Source organism: Arthrobacter sp. P1_H7 (assembly GCF_056405215.1).
In genome coordinates, this window is record NZ_JBFUCO010000016.1 from 1 (window position 1) to 20681 (window position 20681).

Genomic DNA, 20681 nt, shown 5'->3' on the forward strand with positions numbered 1-20681 from the left:
TGGGAACCACCCCGCTGGCCCGAGGACTGGCTGCCCCACATCCCGGCCACGGACACACGCCCGGAACCCGACACCGGCACAGGCTCCGATCAAGCCCCGCCCGAGGACCCGGACCCAGACCTGCCCACGGATCCGGACCCGGACCTGCCGGAGGATCCGGACCCGGACCTGCCCCCGGACCCCTTCCCGGACTGGCCCCCGGACCCCTTCCCGGACTGGCACCAATTCACCGCCGGGCACCCATCGCCCACCACAGACACGGACGAGCCGGGCTGGCCGGGGCCCCTGAACGACCCCTATCCGGAACGTTCCCTGTTCCACTGTGTCTGATCGACACTCGTTCACCGTTACTTTGGCGCCCAAAGTGCAGCTGCGGGCAACGGGTAAGTGCTACGCCTGCGGGTCGGTCACCAGGATTCGCACGGAGCACAGCTCCGCGGCGGCCTTCTTCAGTACCGCCGCGCGTGGATCCGGGACGTCCAGGAACGCGAGCCGCGTCAGGCCCGCGTAGCGCCGGAGCACGGGCTCGGCGAGCACTTGGTCCGCCAGGGTCCGGTCGCCGCCGGGCGCGAGGTATTCGACCCGGTGCTCTGCGAAGATCCGTCCGGCGTGCTCGGCGACAGCCTCCACGAGGGCATCGGCCTGGTTGGCGCGCCGCCGGGCAAAACGTTGCTGGGACCAGCCACCTGCAGCCGTCCGCGACTGAACGTGGCGCGTGCCGGTCTTGGACGCCAACACGGCGCCGGCGCTGACCACAGCCACCGAGTATCCGCCGCGGCGGACCAGGACGGTGCCGATGCTCCGGGGCTGCCCGGCCAGGGAGGCCAGCCGGGAGAGGGCGTCGTGGCCGCTGCCGGGCCGGCCGTCCACGGGCCAGGGCGCCCGGAGGACGGCCACGGCGCCGTCGGCGGCGCGCAGCTGCAGTCCGGCGTCGAGTTCCTCCTCCGCCAGTGCGCCGTGGCTCGCGGCGAAGCGCTCCACCCAGCCAGGCAGCCGGTCGCCGGAGACAAAGGCCACACGGGTCTCGGGGCTGGACATGGCAGGTACTCCGTTGCGGGGATAAGGGTGAGGGGCGGCAGGAACTAGAAGTAGCCTATCTATGTGGATGATCTCTTTGGTGCAGGGCGGGACAACGCCGACGGTAGCGACGACTTCGACGCAGCCGAGGGTGCCACCGACGATTCCGGCCACGCCAGGTCTGCCGCCGGGGCAGCGTCGCCTCGGAGCCCCCTCGCCGTCCGGATGCGGCCGCGGACGCTCGATGACGTGGTGGGCCAGCAGCACCTCCTCGGCCAAGGCTCCCCGCTGCGCCAACTGGCGGCCGGCTCCGACGCGACCGGCCCCGCGGGCCCCAGTTCACTGATTCTCTGGGGGCCTCCAGGAACCGGCAAAACCACGCTCGCGCACGTCATCGCCAAGGGCCCGGGGCGGAAGTTCGTCGAGCTCTCGGCCATCACCGCCGGTGTCAAGGACGTCCGCCGCGTGATGGACGAAGCCCTGACCGCGCGCGACCTTTTCAAGACCACCACCGTCCTCTTCCTCGATGAGATCCACCGCTTCAACAAGGCGCAACAGGACGCGCTGCTCCCCGGCGTCGAGAACCGCTGGGTGGTGCTGGTGGCGGCCACCACCGAAAACCCGTCCTTCTCCGTCGTCTCCCCGCTGCTCTCGCGGTCCCTCCTGCTAACCCTCAAACCGCTCACCGACGCCGACGTCGAGGGCCTGCTCCTACGGGCCGCGACGGATGCCCGCGGGCTCGGCGGCAAAGTAGAACTCAGCGACGACGCCCTGGCGCACCTCGTCCGGCTCTCCGGCGGCGACGCCCGCCGTGCGCTGACCGCGCTCGAGGCCGCGGCCGGCGTCGCCTTCGGGGACGCGGACGACGCCGATGCGGCTCCGGTGAAGATCGACCTCAAGCACACGGAGCGCGCCCTGGATGTCGCCTCCGTCCGCTACGACCGGGCCGGGGACCAGCACTACGACGTCGCCAGCGCGTTCATCAAGTCGATCCGGGGCTCCGACGTCGACGCGGCACTGCACTATCTCGCCCGGATGCTGGAGGCGGGTGAGGACCCCCGGTTCGTGGCCCGCCGGATCGTGATCTCGGCGGCCGAGGACGTCGGCATGGCTGACCCGACGGCGCTGCAGACCGCCGTCGCGGCGGCCCAGGCCGTGCAGCTGATCGGCATGCCGGAAGGCCGCATCATCCTCGCCGAGGCCGTGGTGCATCTGGCCACCGCACCGAAGTCCAACGCCGCGTACATGGGCATTAACCAGGCGATCGCCGACGTCCGCGCCGGGCTCGGGAACGGCATCCCCGCCCACCTGCGCGATGCGCACTACCCGGGATCAAAACAGCTGGGCCATGGCAAAGGCTACAAATACGCCCATGACGCCCCGCACGCCGTCGCCACCCAGCAGTACCCGCCGGATGACCTCGTCGGGCGCAACTACTACGAACCCACCGGCAACGGGGCCGAACGCGACATCTCCACCCGGCTCGAGCGGCTTCGGAAGATCATCCGCGGCACCTGAACCGCCCGCGAACCGCCCGTGACCAGCGGCTGGTCGGCAGCAGCCCGCGGCGCCGGAATCCGCCGTTGACATAGGGGCCAAGAGGTCTAACGTGGAATTATGTCAGCACGGATCTGCTGACCGTCCGTGCGGCGCAGGGGACAGCGCGGGCACATGCCGGCTCCCGCTACCCGGAGCCTGGAACGGCAGCCGGCTTCGCTCCATCCCAGGTCATCCACCGCGAGCGTTCCCGCCCCCTCCCCAGCAGGTGCCCCATGAGTATCAACTTCGTTACAGCCATGGCAGTGAAGTCCTTCGATGTGCCGGACAAAAAACGGTGCCCGGACAAGGCCGAATTCGACCTCTGTACGGTGAACGACTACTCGGTGGCCCGGTTGATCCTGGGCCCGGGCTGGCGGTGGTCGATAAACACCCGACCTTACGAGCAGACCGACGTCTGCCTGCACCACCATCTCGGTTTCTGCATTTCCGGTGAGATGGAAGTTGAAACGGCCGAAGGGCTGCGCTCCACGATCCACGCCAACGACACCTACGCGATTCCGCCCGGTCACGACGAATGGGTGGTGGGCCCGAAACCGTTCGTGGCCGTGGAATTCCTGGGGGCGGCGTCCTTTGGGCGCAGCGGAGCGCGGGGAGTGCACGCCCGGATCTGAGCCGGTCCGTCGACCGGATCTGGTAGGCTTGTTCGTTGTCTGGCAAGGTACGGACGCACAATCCATTGAATCTCCGCATTTGATGAGGGTTGCCCTGTGCCCAGTAGCAAAAGGCGGCGGTTGGCCGATGCTCTCCATCGTGGAGGCCAGTAACACTGACACACCGCAGATATTGGAAGGACACAAGTGGCTAACAACACTCGTGCTCGCCGTACCGCACGCCTTTCGCGCGCACTCGGCATCGCTCTGACCCCCAAGGCCGCCAAGTACATGGAGCGCCGCCCGTACGGCCCCGGTGAGCATGGCCGTGCCCGCAAGAAGCAGGACTCCGACTACGCCGTACGTCTGCGCGAAAAGCAGCGTCTGCGCGCCCAGTACGGCATCCGCGAAGCCCAGATGACCCGTGCCTTCGAAGAAGCACGCCGCACCAAGGGCCTGACCGGTGAAAACCTGATCGAACTGCTCGAAATGCGTCTCGACGCCCTCGTGCTGCGTGCCGGCTTCGCCCGCACCATCGCCCAGGCCCGCCAGCTGGTTGTGCACCGCCACATCCTCGTTGACGGCATCCGCGTTGACCGCCCGTCTTTCCGCGTCGGCGAGGGCCAGCTGGTCCACGTTCACAGCCGCAGCGAGACCATGCCTCCGTTCCAGGTTGCAGCAGCCGGCGCTCACCGCGACGTCCTGCCGATCGTTCCGGCTTACCTGGACGTCAAGCTTGACGCCCTGCAGGCCCGCCTGGTGCGCCGCCCCAAGCGTTCCGAGATCCCCGTGACCTGCGAAGAGCAGCTCGTCGTGGAATTCTACGCACGCTAATTCAAAAGGCATCACCTACAAAGAAGCCCGTGGCAAGCGCCGCGGGCTTCTTTGTATGTAAGGTACTTGGGGGAGTTCCCCGGGAGCCGGTTCCGCCTGCCGGTTTAAACTGCCGGTTTAAACTGCCGGCTGAAACCGTCGGAACCCGACGCAACAAGCAGGTATCCACTGCAGTTCAAGGAGATGAGTGTCTATGTCTGGTGGCGATATTGCCGGCCTGATCGCGGCTGGAGTGTTTGCACTGCTGGTCTTGCTGCTCGCCGTGCCGATCCTGAAGCTCGGGGGAGTGTTCGACGAAATGCGGACCACCATCCGCTCCATCAGCGACGGCGCCACCCCGCTCATGGACGAGGTCACCGCCACGGTGACCACCACCAACGAGCAGCTGAAGAAGGTTGACGGCATCTCCTCGAACGTCTCGGACGCCTCCGCCAACATCTCGGCGCTGTCCTCGCTCATGGCCGCCACCGTAGGCTCGCCGCTGATCAAGGTGGCAGCCTTCAGCTACGGCGTGCGCTCCGCCTTCAGCACCCGCAAAAAGCCCGCCACCGGCCGCCGCAGCCGCTAACCCTCCGGGAGCACCTGACATGAACAGAATCATCTGGATGGGCATCGGCGTCGCAATCGGCGTCATCGCTTTCCGCAAGGTCACCGAAGCCCAGTCCGCCCTCGGCCCCGAGGGCCTGAACCGGGCCGTCGGACGGCTGGCGGACGGCCTGCTCGACTTCGCCGATGCCATCCGCGACGGCATGGGTGAGCGGGAGTCCGAACTCCGCGCGGCCCTCGGGATCGAGACCGCAACGGACCTGGCTTCCGGCGGCACCGTCGCCCGCCGGGATGCGGTCCGGCGCTAGCCGGGAGAGAATTAGTAAGTAAGGTGCCCGTCACCGGGGGTGACGGCGCGCCAACGCCCCCGGTGGCGGGCACCAGAATGACGGGCCCGGATCAGTGCCGGTCCCCAGCTTGTCCCGCGCAACACAGACGCGGGCCACATATCGCAGTGAATATTGAAGGGTAAGAAATCAGCTCATGAAGTCGCAGGAGATCACCAAGCGCTGGATCGACTTTTTTGTCAGCAAGGGGCACACCGCCGTGCCCTCCGCCTCCCTGGTCTCCAGCGACCCGTCCCTGCTGTTCACGGTGGCCGGTATGGTCCCGTTCATCCCGTACCTGACGGCGCGGGAGGAGGCGCCCTACCAGCGGGCCACCAGCGTGCAGAAGTGCATCCGGACCGGTGACATCGAGGAAGTCGGGAAAACTGCCCGCCACGGCACCTTCTTCCAGATGTGCGGCAACTTCTCCTTTGGCGACTACTTCAAGGAAGACGCCATCAAGTTCGCGTGGGAGCTCCTGACCACCAGCGTGGACGACGGCGGGTACGGACTGCCGCCGGAGCGGCTCTGGGTCACCGTCTATGAAGAGGACGACGAGGCCGAGCAGCTGTGGCTGAAGAACACCGGCATGCCGGGCGAACGGATCCAGCGGATGGGCAAGGCCGATAACTACTGGTCCACCGGCCAGCCCGGTCCGGCCGGTCCCTGCTCGGAGATCTACTACGACCGCGGCCCGTCCTACGGCGTCGAGGGCGGCCCCATCGCCGATGAAAACCGCTACGTCGAGATCTGGAACCTCGTGTTCATGCAGTACCAGATCGACAACGTCCGCTCCAAGGTGGATTTCGACATCACCGGAGAGCTGCCCAAGAAGAACATCGACACGGGCCTCGGCATGGAGCGCCTCGCGATGATCCTCCAGGACGTCGAGAACATGTACGAGACGGACCAGGTCCGTCCCGTCATCGACCGGGCCGCGGCCCTGTCCGGCCGGGAGTACACCTCCGCTGAGTCCGCCGAGGACCCGCACCACACGGACGATGTCCGCATGCGCGTCGTGGCCGACCACATCCGCTCGGCGCTCATGCTGATCGCCGACGGCGTGACCCCCTCCAACGAGGGCCGCGGCTACGTGCTGCGCCGCCTGATCCGCCGGGCCGTCCGCTCCATGCGCCTGCTCGGTGTCGAAAAGGCCTGCCTGCCGGAGCTGCTGCCGGCCTCGCGGGACGCCATGAAGGGTGTCTACCCGATCGTCGAGACCGACTTCGAGCGCATCAGCCGGATTTCCTACGCCGAAGAGAAGGCGTTCCTGCGCACCATCGCTTCCGGCACCGCGCGCCTCGAGGACGCCGTCAAGGAGTCCAAGGCCGCCAACCAGCCGCTCTCCGGGGCCGACGCCTTTGCCCTGCATGACACCTACGGCTTCCCGATCGACCTCACCCTGGAAATGGCCGAAGAGGCCGGGCTGAAAGTCGACGAGCCCGAGTTCCGCAAGCTCATGCTCGAACAGCGCCAGCGCGCCCAGGCCGACGCCAAGGGTAAGAAGGGTTCGCACGCGGACCTCAGCGCGTTCCAGGAGCTGCTGTCCGCCGGCGAGACCGTCTTCACCGGCTACACCGAGCTCCAGGGCGAGTCCAAGGTCCGCGGCATCCTGTCCGGCGGCCGGAAGGTCGCCCAGGCCTCCACCGGCGATGAAATCGAACTGGTCCTGGCCGAGACGCCGTTCTACGCCGAGGCTGGCGGCCAGGCTGCCGACACCGGGCTGATCACCGGCGACGGCTTCGTCGTCGAGGTCCTGGATGTCCAGCGCCCCGTCAAGGGCCTCAGCGTCCACAAGGCAATCGTCCGCGAAGGCGAAATCGGTGCCGACTCGCTGGTTCAGGCCGCCGTGGACCGGGAACGCCGGCACGCCGCAGAGCAGGCCCACACGGGCACGCACATTGTGCACGCGGCCCTGCACCAGATCCTCGGCCCGGAGGCCCTGCAGCGCGGCTCCTTCAACAAGGCCGGCTACCTGCGCTTCGACTTCGCCTGGGGCGAGGGCCTGAGCGCCGCCACCCGGTCCGAGATCGAGGAAGTCTCCAACATCGCCATCCGCAACAACTTCCGGGTGGAAACCAAGATCATGGGGCTCGCTGAAGCCAAGGCGCTCGGCGCCATGGCGCTGTTCGGCGAGAACTACGGCAACGAGGTCCGCGTCGTGGAAATCGACGGTGCCTGGTCCCGCGAGCTCTGCGGCGGCACGCACGTCGAGAACACCTCGCTGATCGGCAGCCTGTCCCTGCTCGGCGAACAGTCGGTCGGCTCAGGAAACCGCCGTGTCGAAGCCTTCGTGGGCATGGACGCCTTCCGGCACCTGGCCGCGGAGCGGGCACTTGTCACCGAACTCACGGAAATGCTGAAGGTTCCCTCCGGGCTGCTCGCGGACCGGATTTCCAGCACCCTGACCAAGCTCAAGACGGCCGAAAAGGAACTCGAGCGGCTGCGCAAGGAGCAGCTCACGGCCGCCGCTGCCCAGCTGGTCGGCACCGCCCAGGACGCCGCCGGCGTCAAGGTCATTGCGCACGACGCCGGCCAGGTCAGCGGCACGGACGACCTCCGCGGCCTGGCCCTGGACCTGCGGACGCGTCTCGGTTCCGAGCCCGCCGCCGTCGCGGTGGCCGGTGTCAGCAATGACCGTCCCGTGATCCTGATCGCCACCAACGAAGCCGCCCGAGCAGCCGGAGTCAAGGCCGGCGCCCTGGTGCGCCTCGCCGCAGGCATCCTCGGCGGCGGCGGCGGCGGCAAGGACGACGTCGCCCAGGGCGGCGGCACCGACGCCGCAAAGGTCGGCGCTGCCCTCGGCGCCGTCGTGGACGCCATTACCCGGCGATAGCGGATCCCACGTGTCTGAAGCTGTTGTGGCCGGCGTCTATCCCCGGGGCGTGAAGCTCGGGGTGGACGTCGGCACCGTCCGCGTGGGCGTGGCCGTCTGCGACCGCGACGGAATCCTGGCGACCCCGCTGCGCACGCTGCAGCGGAACGTGAAAAAGAACACCGACGTGCGACTCCTGGCCGCCTTGGCCGTGGAGTTGGACGCCGTGGAGATTTTCGTGGGACTGCCGCGCACCATGAAGGGCGAAGAACACGCCTCCGCCAGGATGGCCACAGACTACGCACGGCTGCTGGCACTGGCCCTGCGCGACGCCGGATCCGAGCTGCCCGTGCGCCTGATTGACGAGCGGCTCAGCACTGTGACCGCGCACCGCAACCTGCACGAGGCTGGCATGAGCAGCAGGAATCACCGTACAGTTGTTGATCAGGTTGCGGCGGCAGGTATTCTGCAACATGCGATTGATATGCAAAAGGCCAGGGGAACGGAGGTCGGAACCCGCGTGTACGCGGAGTCTGCGCCGGGGCCGACCGGAGGCGGCGCACAGACCGGCCCGGCAGTACAGACGCACTCTTCAGAACATGGAAGGCTACAGTGAGCCCGGTCAACAGTGATGACTCCTCCGGTGACGCCCTTGGTGGCGCCGGCCGACCGCTGACGCGCAAAGAAATCCGGGCCCGGGAAAAGCTTTTGGCCACCCAGGGCCACAACGTGATCCCGCCGCAGGCTTTTGAGACGGGAGCGGACGTTCCTACGCCGGCACCGGCCCCGGCACCCGCGCAGGACCGCGAACTGCCGCAGTCCGCACCGGAACTCCCCGACGCGGCTCCGACCGTGCACGAAGAAGCCGTTCGTGAAGAGCCCGTGCACGAAGAAGCCGCGCAGGAAGAGCCTGTGCGTGAAGAACCTGTGCAAGAAGAAGCAGTTCCTGAAGAAACTGTGCACGAGGAAGCCGTGCGTGAAGAGCCCGTGCACGAAGACTTCACGCAGCTGATCCCCGTGCGCGAAGTACCTGTCCACGAAGTACCTGTCCCCGACGAGCCCGTCCGCGAAGACGTTGGCCACGAGGACGTCGTCTATGCGTCAGCGGGACGGCTCGGCTACGAGGCCCGCCACGATGCGGCTGCCCATGACGCCGGCGTCCACGATGGCTACGCTCCGCACCCCCTCGACGAAGCGCACCATGCCTACGACAACTCCGGTGACCCCCAGGCACAGCCGCACCCGGACGCCGAGTACCATGGCGACCCGGGCGAGGAGCTGATGGCCGGAGCGGTCCGCCACAACAAGGGTCCGTCCAAGAAGGTCCGCCGCCGGCGCCGCTTCCTGGCCCTGGTGCTGACCCTGACGGTCTTCGTCGTCGCAATCGCCGTCGGCGCCCAGTTCCTCAAGCCGCTCCTGGGCGGGGACACCATGGCCGACTACCCCGGCCCCGGAACCGGTGCGGTCACCATCACGGTTGAACCCGGCGCCGGACCGCGGTCCGTGGCCACCGAACTGCAGTCGAAGAAGGTCGTGGCGAACGCTGACACTTTCCTCAAGGAGTTCACCGCTTCGGGCGGTGCCCTGAACCCCGGCACGTTCTCGATGCGCCAGGAAATGAAGAACTCCGATGCCGTGGATGTCCTGCTCAACAAGGGCCAGGGCAAGGTCATGTACTTTGCGCTCAGCGCCGGCTTGAGGATCGGCGAATCCCTGCAGGCGATTTCCGAGGGCACCGGGATTTCTGTTCAGGAGCTGAAAGCGCTCAGCGATGCGCCCGGGCAGTTCGGCGTCCCGGCCAAAGCCAAGAACCTCGAAGGCTACCTTTCGCCGGGAGAGTACCGCTTCCCGTTGGGCTCCTCCGCCAAGGACATTATGCAGAAGCTCGTCGGCAACACCCAGGGTGAACTCAAGGCCCAGGGCGTCACCGATCCCGCGAAACAGTACGACGTCTTGACGGTGGCAAGCATCGTTCAGGCCGAAGGCGGCCAGGCCGAATACGGTGACGTCGCCGGGGCTATCTACAACCGCCTCAAGCCCAACAACACCGAGACCAACGGGCTCATCCAGTCCGATGCCACCGTCACCTATGGGCTGGGCATTCGCAGCTTCCACATCGACGAGGCCCAGAAGGCTGACAAGTCGAACCCGTATAACACCTACGCCAACCAGGGACTGCCGGCCGGACCCATCGGTTCGCCCGGCAAGACGGCCATTGACGCCGCCGCCAAGCCCAAGTCCAACAACTTCCTCTACTGGGTCACCATCAACCTGGACACCAAGGAGACCAAGTTCTCCAAGACCCTGGCGGAACACAACGGCTACGTGGAGCAGTACAACGCCTGGTGCGAGGCCAACCCGGGACGCTGCGTATGACGCTGCGGGCGGCCGTCCTTGGGCATCCCATCAGCCATTCGAAGTCGCCGGCACTGCACCGGGCCGCGTACGCCCATCTGGGCGTGGACATTGCCTACTCAGCCATTGATGTGACCGAGGCCGCCCTGCCGGATTTCATGCGGCAAGTCAGGGACGAGGTGCGCGCTGACGGTTCTTGGCGCGGGCTGTCGGTCACCATGCCGCTCAAGTCGGCCATGGTGGCGGAAGTGGACGAGGTCCGGGGCGTTGGCCGCGCACTCGGGGTCGTCAACACGGTGGCGTTCGAATCCGACGGCGGCAGTGCTGGCCACACCCGGTTGGTCGGCTACAACACCGACGTCGCCGGGATCGTCAACGCGCTCCGGCACGCGGGGGCGGCCTCGGCGCCCACCGCCGCGATCCTCGGCGGGGGCGGGACCGCGGCAGCAGCCGTCGCGGCGCTCAAGGAGCTGGGGGCGGTGTCCGCCGAAGTGTTCGTCCGCGACATCAGCCGCGCGGCGGAAGCCCGCGCGGCTGCCGACGCCGTAGGCGTCCCCGTCCGGATCCTTCCGCTCGCCGGCGCGGCAGCCGCCGTCGCCGCCGCCGACGTCGTCATCTCCACGCTGCCGCCCCGCGCGGCGGACGCACTGGCCGGTGAACTGGCCGAAGAGCTGGCGGCGAATCCGTCGAGTGCACCGCCAGCGCACGGCAGCCCGGGCGTCCTCCTGGACGTCGCCTACGATCCCTGGCCCAGCCGGATCGCCGCGGTCTGGCAGGAAGCCGGCGGCACCGTGGTCCCCGGACTGGAAATGCTGATCTACCAGGCGGTGGAGCAGGTGCGGCACTTCACCGGGCTGGGCGAGGCCCTCCCGGCCGGAGTCACAGATGTGATGTGTGACGCAGTCGGAGCGCCCCGACGGGTGTTCTAACCGCCCGACGTGGCAGGATGGAATGTATGTTGCGTTGGTTGACTGCCGGAGAATCCCATGGCCCGGCACTGGTCGGAATAATTGAAGGCGTGCCCGCCGGTGTGGAACTCACCAGCGCCCACATCAGCGAGGCGCTGGCCCGCCGCCGGCTCGGCTATGGCCGCGGCGCCCGGATGAAATTCGAGCAGGACGTGGTGACGATCCTCGGCGGAGTCCGTCACGGCCTGACCCAGGGCGGCCCCGTCGCCATCCAGGTCGGCAACACCGAATGGCCCAAGTGGGAACAGATCATGTCTTCCGATCCCGTGGAGCCCGAAATCCTGGCCGACCAGGCCCGGAACGCCCCGCTGACGCGCCCGCGGCCCGGCCACGCCGACTTCACCGGCATGCAGAAATACGGCTTCGACGAGGCCCGCCCGGTCCTGGAGCGAGCCAGCGCCCGCGAAACGGCCACGAGGGTGGCGCTCGGCACGGTCGCCGCGGCGTTCCTCAAGCAGCTCGGCATTGAACTCGTCTCCCACACCGTATCCATCGCCAGCGTAGCCGTGCCGGAAGGCCGGCCGCTGCCGGTCCCGGGCAACGTGATCGCCCTGGACGCCGACCCGTTGCGCTGCTTCGACCGCGAGACCTCGGACGCCATGGTGGCCGAGGTCGACGTCGCGCACAAGGAAGGCGAAACCCTCGGCGGCGTCGTGGAAGTGCTTGCCTACGGGCTCCCGCCGGGACTCGGCAGCTACGTTCACTGGGACCGGCGCCTCGACTCGCGCCTGGCGGCGGCCCTGATGGGCATCCAGGCCATCAAGGGCGTTGAGGTTGGCGACGGGTTCCTGACCGCGGCGCGCCGCGGCTCCGCCGCCCACGACGAGATCGTCAAGGACGCCGACGGAAAGATCATCCGCACCTCCAACCGCGCAGGCGGGATCGAGGGCGGCATGAGCATCGGCGATGTCCTGCGCGTCCGTGCCGCCATGAAACCGATCGCCACCGTGCCCCGCGCCCTCAGGACGGTCGACGTCAGCACGGGGGAGGCCGCCAAGGCCCACCACCAGCGCTCCGACGTCTGTGCCGTGCCGGCCGCCGGTGTGGTGGCCGAGGCCATGGTGGCCCTCGTGATCGCCGAAGCGGTCGCGGAAAAATTCGGCGGTGACTCCGTGCAGGAGACCGCCCGCAACATCAAGGGTTACCTGGACAGCATTCCGGCGTCCCTGGACTCGATCGGCCACTAGTGCCGGCCGGGAAAACCGACAGGCCCTCCGTTGCGGCGGCGCCCGCCGCAAAAGACGTCGGCCCGGTGGTCCTGATCGGACCGATGGCCGTGGGCAAATCGGCGATCGGGCAACAGCTCGCCCAGCACCTGGGGTGTGTCTTCATGGACACCGACGCCCTCGTGGTGGCCCAGCATGGGACGATCGCCGAGATCTTCGCCAGCCGGGGCGAGCACGCCTTCCGTGAGATGGAGGCCCGGGCCGTGGCCCAGGCCATCGAAGAGGCACAGGGCGGCACCGCCGTCATTTCGCTCGGCGGCGGGGCCGTCCTTGATTCCGGTACGCAGCAGCTCCTGGGCCGCTGTACCGTTGTTTACCTCGAATGCGACGCCGAGACTGTGGCGGAACGCATCGCCAGAAATTCGGGCCGGCCGCTCCTGGCCGGCGACGCCATGGGCCGGTGGCGGACCTTGTTCGCCACCCGGCAACCGGTCTACGAACGGCTCGCCGACCTCGTCCTCGATGTCCGGCGCGGCAGCGTTCCGGAGCTGGCTCACCGGCTGGAAGATGCGCTGGGGGAGCACGCCGCGGCTAAGGCCGCGGCGGCGCCCACTCCGGCGTCGACAAAGGAAGTTGAATAGTGAGTACCGAATCAACCGTCATCAAAGTCACCGGACAAGCGCCGGGTGAGAACTACGACGTCGTAGTGGGCCGCGGCCTCCTGGCAAGCCTGCCGGGCCTGCTGGGCGAGCGCGTCAAGCGCGTCCTGGTCATCCACCCCCGCGCGCTGCGGCTGACCGGGGACACCGTCCGGGAAGAGCTGGCCGCCGCCGGCTTCACCGCGCTGACCGCGGAAATCCCCGACGCCGAAGAGGGCAAACACATCGAGGTCGCCTCCTTCTGCTGGCAGGTGCTGGGGCAGAATGACTTCACCCGCTCCGACGCCATCGTCGCCGTCGGCGGCGGCGCCGTCACGGACCTGGCCGGCTTTGTCGCCGCGACCTGGCTGCGCGGCGTGAAGGTCATCCACATGCCCACGAGCCTGCTGGGCATGGTGGACGCCTCGGTCGGCGGCAAGACCGGGATCAACACCGCCGAGGGCAAGAACCTGGTGGGCGCGTTCCACCCGCCCGCCGGCGTCCTCGCGGACCTCGACACGCTGGAGACGCTGCCGAAGAACGAGATCATCTCCGGCATGGCCGAGGTCATCAAATGCGGCTTCATCGCCGACCCGGCCATCCTGGACCTGATCGAAAAGGACCCGTCCGCGGTCTCCGATCCGCGCTCGGACATCCTGCGGGAACTGATCGAACGCGCCATCACCGTCAAGGCCCGGGTCGTGTCCGAGGACCTGAAGGAAACCGGCCAGCGCGAGATCCTGAACTACGGCCACACCCTGGGCCACGCGATCGAACTCGCCGAGCGCTACTCCTGGCGGCACGGCGCCGCCGTCTCCGTGGGCATGATGTTCGCCGCCGAGCTCGCCCGAAGCGTCGGCCGGCTCAGCGACGCCGACGCCGACAGGCACCGCAGCATCCTGGAAAGCCTCGGGCTTCCCATCACGTACCGCCGCGACCGCTGGCAGGCCCTCCTGGACGGCATGCGGCGGGACAAGAAATCCCGCGGTGACCTGCTGCGGTTCGTGGTGCTCGACGGCGTCGGGCGGCCCGGGATCCTCGATGTCCCGGACACGTCCCTGCTGTTTGCCGCCTACCAGGAGATTGCCTCCTGATGCACATGGTCAAGGGCGGCACGAGCGAGTGGCCGGACGCGGGATTTCCCGGGATCCGGATCAACCCGCAGTCCCTGATGCCCCAGATCGTCAATGACGAGGTCCTGGCCGGGGCGCTGGCAGCCTCGACGGACCCCGGGGACCTGATCCTCGTCCGGCTCGTCGAGGGGCACGCGGCCGAAGCCGCGGAGTTCCTCGCCGAGGCCCGCTACAAGGACCCGGGCTCGCTCCGGCTGCGGATCTTCGAGGCGGACGTGCTCCGGGTCTCGAACCGGTTCGACCGGGCCGTGGAGGTGTTCCGCCAGCTCCTCGCCGAGACCCAGGGCACCCTGGAGGAGGCCGCCGTCCGCCAGCACCTCGGCCGGTCCTACTTCGCCGGCGGGAACATCGGCGCCGCCGTCGAATCCTTCGCCAAGGCGCTGGATCTGCGCGTCGCCGGGTCCGCCGACGCGGCCCTCATCTACGCCTCCACCGTTGCGTTGCAGCGCGCCAGGGACGTGCTGGAACAACAGTCCTGAGCCTGCGTCAGGCAGCTGTCCGCCGGAACCGGTAGAATAGATCTTGGATTTTTGACAAATACGCGCTGGCGGGCCGCTTGGCATGCCGGCCCGGCATAGATCGTCCGGCCGATAGCACCGGCCTGATGGAACCAGAGAGAAACTAAGAGGATACAGTGGCAACCACTAACGACATCAAGAACGGAACCGTCCTTAAGCTCGAGGGCCAGCTTTGGAACATCATCGAGTTCCAGCACGTCAAGCCCGGCAAGGGTGGCGCGTTCGTGCGCACCAAGATGCGCAACGTGATGTCCGGCAAGGTCGTCGACAAGACCTTCAACGCCGGATTGAAGATTGAGACCGCCACGGTGGACCGCCGCGACTACCAGTACCTGTACCAGGACGGCGCCGACTTCGTCTTCATGGACACCTCGGACTTCGACCAGCTCACCGTCTCGGCCGCCACCGTCGGCGACGCCACCAACTTCATGCTCGAGAACCAGATGGTCAACATCGCCATCCACGAGGGCAACCCGCTCTACATCGAACTGCCCCCGAGCGTCGTCCTCGAGATCACCTACACCGAGCCGGGCCTGCAGGGCGACCGCTCCTCGGCCGGCACCAAGCCCGCCACCCTCGAAACCGGGTACGAGATCCAGGTGCCGCTGTTCGTCGAGAACAACACCAAGGTCAAGGTCGACACCCGCGACGGCAGCTACCTCGGCCGGGTCAACGACTAGTGAGTGCGCGCGGTAAGGCCCGGAACCGGGCCCTCGATGTGCTCTTTGAGGCCGAGCAGCGCTCAGCCTCGGCGTTCGACGTGCTGAGGTCCCGCCGCGAGCAGACCGACCAGATCGTCAACCCGTACACCCTCGAAATCGTCGAAGGCGTGGTCTCGCACCAGGTGGCCATCGACGAATTCCTGGAGACCTATTCGCAGGGCTGGACCCTGGAGCGCATGCCCTCCGTGGACCGCATCATCCTGCGGATCGGCACCTGGGAACTGCTCTACAACGACGACGTCCCGGACGGCGTGGCGGTCAGCGAGGCTGTGGCCCTGGCCAAGACCCTCTCCACGGACGAGTCGCCGTCGTTCATCAACGGCCTGCTGGGCCGGCTGCAGCAGCTGAAGCCCTCGCTGCTGGCGTAAGCTCTCGGCGCCCCGAAGAACCCCGGCCAGGACATCCTGGCCGGGGTTCTTTCTGTTCCCCCGGGTAACCGTCATGCATCGGTTCGACTGGCGTCCGCCGCTTCCTACCCGACGACGGCGGCCCGGAGTGCGGCGATCCGGGCGAGCTGGTGCTGCTCATCGCGCTGGTGGGCCGGCACGTCCCGGCCGCTGAGGATCCGTTGCCGGGTGAGGGCGAGTTGGGTGGCGGCATCGAGCAGGGCCTTCATCTGTGCGCCCCGCCCGGTGGACTTGGCCCAGCGCAGCGCAGAACGGCGGCCGGCCGCGGTGGCCAGCATTTCGACCTCGGCCGCGGTGAACCAGCCCGCGGCCGCGTATTCCTTGAGCCGCTGGCGGGTGAGCCTGCGCTCAGCCACCCGCAGCAGCGCGATCACCAGCACGGCCAGCAGGAAGATCGGCACCTGCACCATCACGTACCGGTCCAGGAAGTCCCGGCCCATGCTGTTCCAGGCGCTGTGCAGCAGCATCGCGGGAACGAGGCCGGCGAAGAACGCCAGCACGGACAGTCCGGTGTTCCCGCGGCTGGCGGCGAAGCCCATCACCAGGCCCGTGGTACCCGTGAAAATGGCGTGGGCGAAGGGTGAGAGGACCCCGCGGAGAAAGAAGACCACCGCGAAGTCCGTGCCGGGGTCGCTGGATTCGGCGATGGCGCGGCCGAAGTAGAGGATGTTTTCGGTAAACGCGAAGCCCGCCGCGATCGTGAAGGCGAACACCACACCGTCGACCGGTCCGTTGAAGTGTTTCGGGGCAAAGAGCACGAGCAACAGCAGCCCCAGCGACTTCGCGAATTCCTCCACCACCGGCGCCTGGACCGTCACGGCAAACGTCGTATAGTCCAGTCCCGAGGCGGGCCCCGCCACCAGTGAGAAATAGGGCTGGATCAGCATCGTCACCGCGATCGAGACGACGGCTCCCCAGGCAAACGCGAAAAGCAGCAGGGCCCTCGGCTCGGGTTCCCAGCGGTCAATGAAGCGCACCGTCAGCAACACGGTCCCCAGGGGAATCAGTGAGGCGACGAAGCCGACAGCAAAGCCGGCGATTCCGGTCCTCTCCAGCAGGAAGGGCAGGACCAGGAAGAGGCAGAGGAACGCCAGGAATCCGCCGGCCAGCACGAGGCCAAAAACGCCGGAACTGCGGCCGTTCTTCCAGCCCGGGCCGCCTGCCGCCGGCCGGGCGGGAGGCAGCGCCGGCTGGAACTGGCTGCGGTCGTTGGCAGGGGGCCGCTGGTAGTACGCCGGCTGGACCCGCCCCAGCCACGTCGGGTTCGCTTGTTCGGGCAGCGGCCGCTGGCGGGAGCCGCCGGTGTGCCCATGCCCCGGCGGCGGCTCGTTCATCGTCATGGAACCGAGCCTATGTCCGTGTGAGGTTAAACGCATTCCGGCGGCGACGGGGCGGCAGTGCCGTTGTGGTAATTTGAAAGAGCAAATAATCCTTTTTTAATTCCGTCCCGTGAGGCGGGGAAAGGGGAGACGAGCCATGACTTCCGTGCCTTCAGCACCGGGTCCGGCGCAGGTGGTGCTCACCCGGGTTGTCCTCAACCAGGCTGACATAGACCGCGCCCTCACTCGTATCGCCCATGAAATTCTCGAGGCCAACAAGGGCTCCCAGGACCTCGTCCTGCTGGGCATCCCGCGCCGGGGCTATCCCCTCGCCGTCCGCCTCGCCGCCAAGATCGCCGCCGCGGATCCCACCGTGGACGCCGCCGCGATTGTCGGCCAACTCGACGTCACGATGTTCCGCGACGACCTCTCCCACCAGCCCACCAGGCCGCCGTACCCCACCCAGCTGCCGCGCACCGGCATCGACAACAAAGTTGTGGTGCTGATCGACGACGTCCTCTATTCCGGACGCACCATCCGGGCGGCCCTGGACGCCATCATCGACCTCGGCCGGCCGCGGATTGTCCGCCTCGCCGTGCTGATCGACCGTGGCCACCGGGAACTGCCCATCCGCGCGGACCATGTCGGCAAGAACCTGCCCACGTCCTCATCGGAGAAGGTCCGGGTCCGGCTCGAGGAAACCGATTCTGCCGGAGGCGGGGCAACAGACGGCGCCCCTGTCAATGAAGTGGTCATCGAGGCCACCGCATGAGGCACCTGCTCTCCACCGAAGACCTGAGCCTGCACAACGCCATCCGCATCCTGGACACCGCCGAGGAAATGGCGGCGGTGGGGGAGCGCGAGGTCAAAAAGCTCCCCGCCCTGCGCGGGCGCACCGTGGTCAACCTCTTCTTCGAGGACTCCACCCGCACCCGGATCTCCTTCGAAGCCGCCGCCAAGCGGCTCTCCGCCGACGTCATCAACTTCGCCGCGAAGGGTTCGTCCGTTTCCAAGGGCGAGTCGCTGAAGGACACCGCCCAGACCCTCGCCGCGATGGGCGCCGACGCCGTGGTCATCCGGCACTGGGCCTCCGGCGCCCCGCACCGGCTCGCCGCGACCGACTGGATCGACGCCGCCGTCATCAACGCCGGCGACGGCACCCACGAACACCCCACCCAGGCATTGCTGGACGCGTTCACGATGCGCCGGCACTGGTCGAAGCTGGCCGGAACACCGTCGGCCGGCGCCGACCTCAAAGGCATGCGCGTCGCCATCGCCGGTGACGTCCTGCATTCGCGCGTGGCCCGCTCCAACGTCTGGCTGCTGCGCACCCTCGGCGCCGAGGTCACCCTCGTCGCGCCGCCCACCCTGCTGCCCATCGGCGTCGAAAAATGGCCCTGCGCGGTCAGCTTCGACCTCGACGAGACCCTCGCGCACGGCGTGGATGCCATGATGATGCTCCGCGTCCAGGGCGAACGGATGAACGCCTCCTTCTTCCCCACCACCCGCGAGTACTCGCGCCGCTGGGGCTTCGACGACAACCGGCTCCGTGCCCTCGACAGCCTGGGGCTCAAGGACACCATCATCATGCACCCGGGTCCCATGAACCGCGGCCTGGAAATCTCCGCGGCCGCGGCCGACTCGCCCCGCTCCACCGTGCTGGCGCAGGTGCGCAACGGCGTTTCGGTCCGGATGGCGGCACTGTACCTGCTGCTGTCCGGGGAGAACCGCGAGCCCGCCGCCGCAGCAGTTTCTGCCTCTGCGGCCGCGTCTGCGGCCGCGTCTGCGGCCGCGTCCGCGGCCCACGCCGCCAATCCGAACCTCACTTATTCCCACCAGGAGAGCCACTGATGGCCGATCAGCACCAGAACGCAGACAACAGCGGCGCCTACCTCATCCGGGGGGCCTCGATCCTGGGCGGAGCAGCCGAAGACCTCCTGATCCGGGACGGCGTGATCGCCGCCCGCGGCCGGCAGCTGGACGCCGACGTTGCCGGGGTGCGGGACGCGACAGTCATCGACGCCGCGGGCCTCGTCGCGCTCCCGGGCATGGTGGACATCCACACCCACCTGCGCGAACCCGGCCGTGAAGACGCCGAAACCGTCGAAACCGGCACCCGCGCCGCCGCCCTGGGCGGCTACACGGCCGTGCACGCCATGGCCAACAGCACCCCGGTGGCGGACACCGCCGGCGTCGTGGAGCAAGTCCTCACCCTTGGCCGGACCGCCGGCTGGGTGGACGTCCGCCCGGTAGGCGCGGTCACCGTGGGCCTCGCGGGGGAGCAGCTCGCCGAGCTCGGCGCCATGGCAGACTCCCGCGCCCACGTTCGGGTGTTCTCCGACGACGGCATCTGCGTGCACGATCCGGTGCTGATGCGCCGCGCGCTCGAATACGTCAAGGCGTTCGACGGCGTCGTGGCCCAGCACGCGCAGGAACCCCGCCTCACCGCCGGCGCCCAGATGAACGAGGGCGAGGTCTCCGCCGTCCTCGGCCTGGCCGGCTGGCCCGCCGTCGCCGAAGAGAGCATCATCGCCCGTGACGTGCTGCTGGCCCAGCACGTCGGTTCCCGCCTGCACGTCTGCCACGTCTCCACGGCCGGGTCCGTGGAGATCATCCGCTGGGCCAAGTCCCGCGGCGTCAACGTCACAGCCGAGGTCACCCCGCACCACCTCTGGCTCACCGATGAGCTCGCCCGCAGCTACGACCCCGTCTACAAGGTCAACCCGCCGCTGCGCACGGACGCCGATGTCCAGGCCCTCCGGGCCGCCCTGGCCGACGGCACGATCGACGTCGTCGGCACCGACCACGCCCCGCACCCGAGCGAACACAAGGAATGCGAATGGGCGCAGGCAGCCATGGGCATGACCGGGCTGGAAACCGCGCTCTCCGTGGTGCAGCACACCATGATCGAAACCGGCCTGATGGGCTGGGAGGACTTCGCCCGCGTGACCTCTGCGGCGCCGGCCGCCATCGGCCGGGTCCAGGACCAGGGCCGGCCGCTCGAGGCCGGGGAGCCGGCCAACGTCATACTCGTGGACCCGGCTGCGCGCTGGACCGTGGACCCTTCTAAGATGGCAACCATGGGCCGAAACTCTCCGTTTGCCGGCCGGGAATTGCCGGGGAAGGTAGTGGCGACGTTTTTCAAGGGCCACCCGACCGTTCTCGACGGAAAACTCAACACCCCGTACCGGTGGCCGGTCGATGCGCCCGACGCCGGACCGGCGGGCCGCCGCCCGTGAGTGTCAAGGACCTTTCCCTGCTCTTCACGCTCGTCCTGATTGGCGTCGCGCTTGCCCTCATCGCCGTGGGCTGGCGGAACCGCCTGCGCCGCCAGTCCGACGTCGAGCCCCTCCCCGAGGTTCCGGCCGGACTCGGCGCCCCGCTGGCCGCCGCCGACGGCCAGTACGTCGCCTCCACCACCGCCGGCGACTGGCTGGACCGGATCGCCGTGCACCATCTGGGCATCCGCACCAACGCCAGGCTCTCCGTGCACCCCGAAGGCGTGCTGTTCGAGCGCGCGGGCGCCGGCCCGGTGTTCATCCCGGCCGGACGCCTCACCGGTGTGCGGCAGGAAAGCGGCATGGCCGGAAAGTTCGTGGAAAAGGACGGCCTGCTGGTGCTCAGCTGGATGCTCGGTTCCCACGAACTCGACACCGGCTACCGGACGCGCCGCGCCGAGGACAAAGCCGTGCTCCTCACCACCCTCCAAAATTTGATCTCCGCAGCCCCTCAGGCAGAAGCCGATAGTGGAAAGTAACGACGTGACG

The 20681-nt window shown here is 68.1% G+C and carries 21 protein-coding genes and 1 pseudogene; 20 read left to right on the top strand and 2 right to left on the bottom strand.

From position 1 onward, the window contains the following. Positions 1 to 330: pseudogene (locus AC1DXI_RS15345) on the top strand (hypothetical protein); the annotation flags it as partial. 60 nt (positions 331 to 390) lie between these two features. Here AC1DXI_RS15345 and AC1DXI_RS15350 read toward each other — a convergent pair. Then, positions 391 to 1038, bottom strand: a complete 648-nt coding sequence (locus AC1DXI_RS15350) for an acVLRF1 family peptidyl-tRNA hydrolase (RefSeq protein ID WP_476939341.1) — start codon at positions 1036 to 1038, stop codon at positions 391 to 393. Positions 1039 to 1101: 63 nt separating this feature from the next. Here AC1DXI_RS15350 and AC1DXI_RS15355 point away from each other — a divergent pair, with 63 nt between their 5' ends. From AC1DXI_RS15355 to nusB, 15 genes are all read left to right on the top strand, one after another. Further along, on the top strand, positions 1102 to 2535 hold the full coding sequence (locus AC1DXI_RS15355; protein WP_476939342.1) for a replication-associated recombination protein A: 1434 nt from the start codon (positions 1102 to 1104) through the stop codon (positions 2533 to 2535). 254 nt (positions 2536 to 2789) lie between these two features. Then, positions 2790 to 3188, top strand: coding sequence for a cupin domain-containing protein (locus AC1DXI_RS15360; RefSeq protein ID WP_476939343.1), 399 nt, complete (start codon positions 2790 to 2792; stop codon positions 3186 to 3188). 186 nt (positions 3189 to 3374) lie between these two features. Then, complete coding sequence (gene rpsD / locus AC1DXI_RS15365) at positions 3375 to 4001, top strand: 30S ribosomal protein S4 (protein WP_018773157.1); 627 nt, start codon at positions 3375 to 3377, stop codon at positions 3999 to 4001. 193 nt (positions 4002 to 4194) lie between these two features. Next, a complete protein-coding gene (locus AC1DXI_RS15370) occupies positions 4195 to 4569 on the top strand; it encodes a DUF948 domain-containing protein (protein ID WP_018773156.1) in 375 nt (124 codons plus the stop codon). A gap of 19 nt (positions 4570 to 4588) precedes the next feature. Continuing rightward, positions 4589 to 4855, top strand: a complete 267-nt coding sequence (locus AC1DXI_RS15375; RefSeq protein ID WP_196802329.1) for a DUF6167 family protein — start codon at positions 4589 to 4591, stop codon at positions 4853 to 4855. A gap of 175 nt (positions 4856 to 5030) precedes the next feature. Continuing rightward, complete coding sequence (gene alaS / locus AC1DXI_RS15380) at positions 5031 to 7709, top strand: alanine--tRNA ligase (protein WP_476939344.1); 2679 nt, start codon at positions 5031 to 5033, stop codon at positions 7707 to 7709. A gap of 10 nt (positions 7710 to 7719) precedes the next feature. Then, entirely contained in the window at positions 7720 to 8304 is a 585-nt protein-coding gene (ruvX, locus tag AC1DXI_RS15385; RefSeq protein ID WP_476939345.1) for a Holliday junction resolvase RuvX, read from the top strand. Next, the gene (mltG, locus tag AC1DXI_RS15390; RefSeq protein ID WP_476939346.1) at positions 8301 to 10064 is read left to right on the top strand and encodes an endolytic transglycosylase MltG; all 1764 of its coding nucleotides are present in this window, start codon (positions 8301 to 8303) and stop codon (positions 10062 to 10064) included. The genes ruvX and mltG overlap by 4 nt, the downstream gene beginning before the upstream one ends. Then, positions 10061 to 10972 carry a shikimate dehydrogenase gene (locus tag AC1DXI_RS15395; RefSeq protein WP_476939347.1) on the top strand — a complete coding sequence of 304 codons (912 nt, stop codon included), beginning with the start codon at positions 10061 to 10063 and terminating at the stop codon, positions 10970 to 10972. Before mltG ends, AC1DXI_RS15395 begins: the two co-directional genes overlap by 4 nt. A gap of 26 nt (positions 10973 to 10998) precedes the next feature. Continuing rightward, the gene (gene aroC / locus AC1DXI_RS15400; RefSeq protein WP_026266381.1) at positions 10999 to 12198 is read left to right on the top strand and encodes a chorismate synthase; all 1200 of its coding nucleotides are present in this window, start codon (positions 10999 to 11001) and stop codon (positions 12196 to 12198) included. 65 nt (positions 12199 to 12263) lie between these two features. Continuing rightward, entirely contained in the window at positions 12264 to 12818 is a 555-nt protein-coding gene (locus tag AC1DXI_RS15405; protein WP_476939508.1) for a shikimate kinase, read from the top strand. Then, positions 12818 to 13909, top strand: a complete 1092-nt coding sequence (gene aroB / locus AC1DXI_RS15410; RefSeq protein ID WP_476939348.1) for a 3-dehydroquinate synthase — start codon at positions 12818 to 12820, stop codon at positions 13907 to 13909. The genes AC1DXI_RS15405 and aroB overlap by 1 nt, the downstream gene beginning before the upstream one ends. Then, positions 13909 to 14427 (top strand): tetratricopeptide repeat protein, encoded by a 519-nt coding sequence (locus AC1DXI_RS15415; protein WP_476939349.1) that lies wholly within the window; start codon positions 13909 to 13911, stop codon positions 14425 to 14427. The genes aroB and AC1DXI_RS15415 overlap by 1 nt, the downstream gene beginning before the upstream one ends. A 155-nt stretch (positions 14428 to 14582) precedes the next feature. Next, a complete protein-coding gene (gene efp, locus AC1DXI_RS15420; RefSeq protein ID WP_018773146.1) occupies positions 14583 to 15146 on the top strand; it encodes an elongation factor P in 564 nt (187 codons plus the stop codon). Next, positions 15146 to 15556 carry a transcription antitermination factor NusB gene (gene nusB / locus AC1DXI_RS15425; protein WP_476939350.1) on the top strand — a complete coding sequence of 137 codons (411 nt, stop codon included), beginning with the start codon at positions 15146 to 15148 and terminating at the stop codon, positions 15554 to 15556. The genes efp and nusB overlap by 1 nt, the downstream gene beginning before the upstream one ends. 104 nt (positions 15557 to 15660) lie before the next feature. On the opposite strand, the gene AC1DXI_RS15430 is transcribed toward nusB, so the two are convergent. Then, positions 15661 to 16935 carry a PrsW family intramembrane metalloprotease gene (locus tag AC1DXI_RS15430; RefSeq protein WP_476939351.1) on the bottom strand — a complete coding sequence of 425 codons (1275 nt, stop codon included), beginning with the start codon at positions 16933 to 16935 and terminating at the stop codon, positions 15661 to 15663. 136 nt (positions 16936 to 17071) lie between these two features. Between AC1DXI_RS15430 and pyrR the strand changes: the two genes are divergently transcribed. From pyrR to AC1DXI_RS15450, 4 genes are read left to right on the top strand one after another with little or no spacing between them, the layout of a single operon-like run. Continuing rightward, the gene (gene pyrR / locus AC1DXI_RS15435; RefSeq protein ID WP_018773143.1) at positions 17072 to 17686 is read left to right on the top strand and encodes a bifunctional pyr operon transcriptional regulator/uracil phosphoribosyltransferase PyrR; all 615 of its coding nucleotides are present in this window, start codon (positions 17072 to 17074) and stop codon (positions 17684 to 17686) included. Further along, positions 17683 to 18765 carry an aspartate carbamoyltransferase catalytic subunit gene (locus AC1DXI_RS15440; RefSeq protein WP_476939352.1) on the top strand — a complete coding sequence of 361 codons (1083 nt, stop codon included), beginning with the start codon at positions 17683 to 17685 and terminating at the stop codon, positions 18763 to 18765. The genes pyrR and AC1DXI_RS15440 overlap by 4 nt, the downstream gene beginning before the upstream one ends. Next, positions 18765 to 20153 carry a dihydroorotase gene (locus tag AC1DXI_RS15445; RefSeq protein WP_476939353.1) on the top strand — a complete coding sequence of 463 codons (1389 nt, stop codon included), beginning with the start codon at positions 18765 to 18767 and terminating at the stop codon, positions 20151 to 20153. Before AC1DXI_RS15440 ends, AC1DXI_RS15445 begins: the two co-directional genes overlap by 1 nt. Then, complete coding sequence (locus AC1DXI_RS15450; protein ID WP_476939354.1) at positions 20150 to 20671, top strand: PH-like domain-containing protein; 522 nt, start codon at positions 20150 to 20152, stop codon at positions 20669 to 20671. Before AC1DXI_RS15445 ends, AC1DXI_RS15450 begins: the two co-directional genes overlap by 4 nt. Positions 20672 to 20681: the final 10 nt, after the last annotated feature.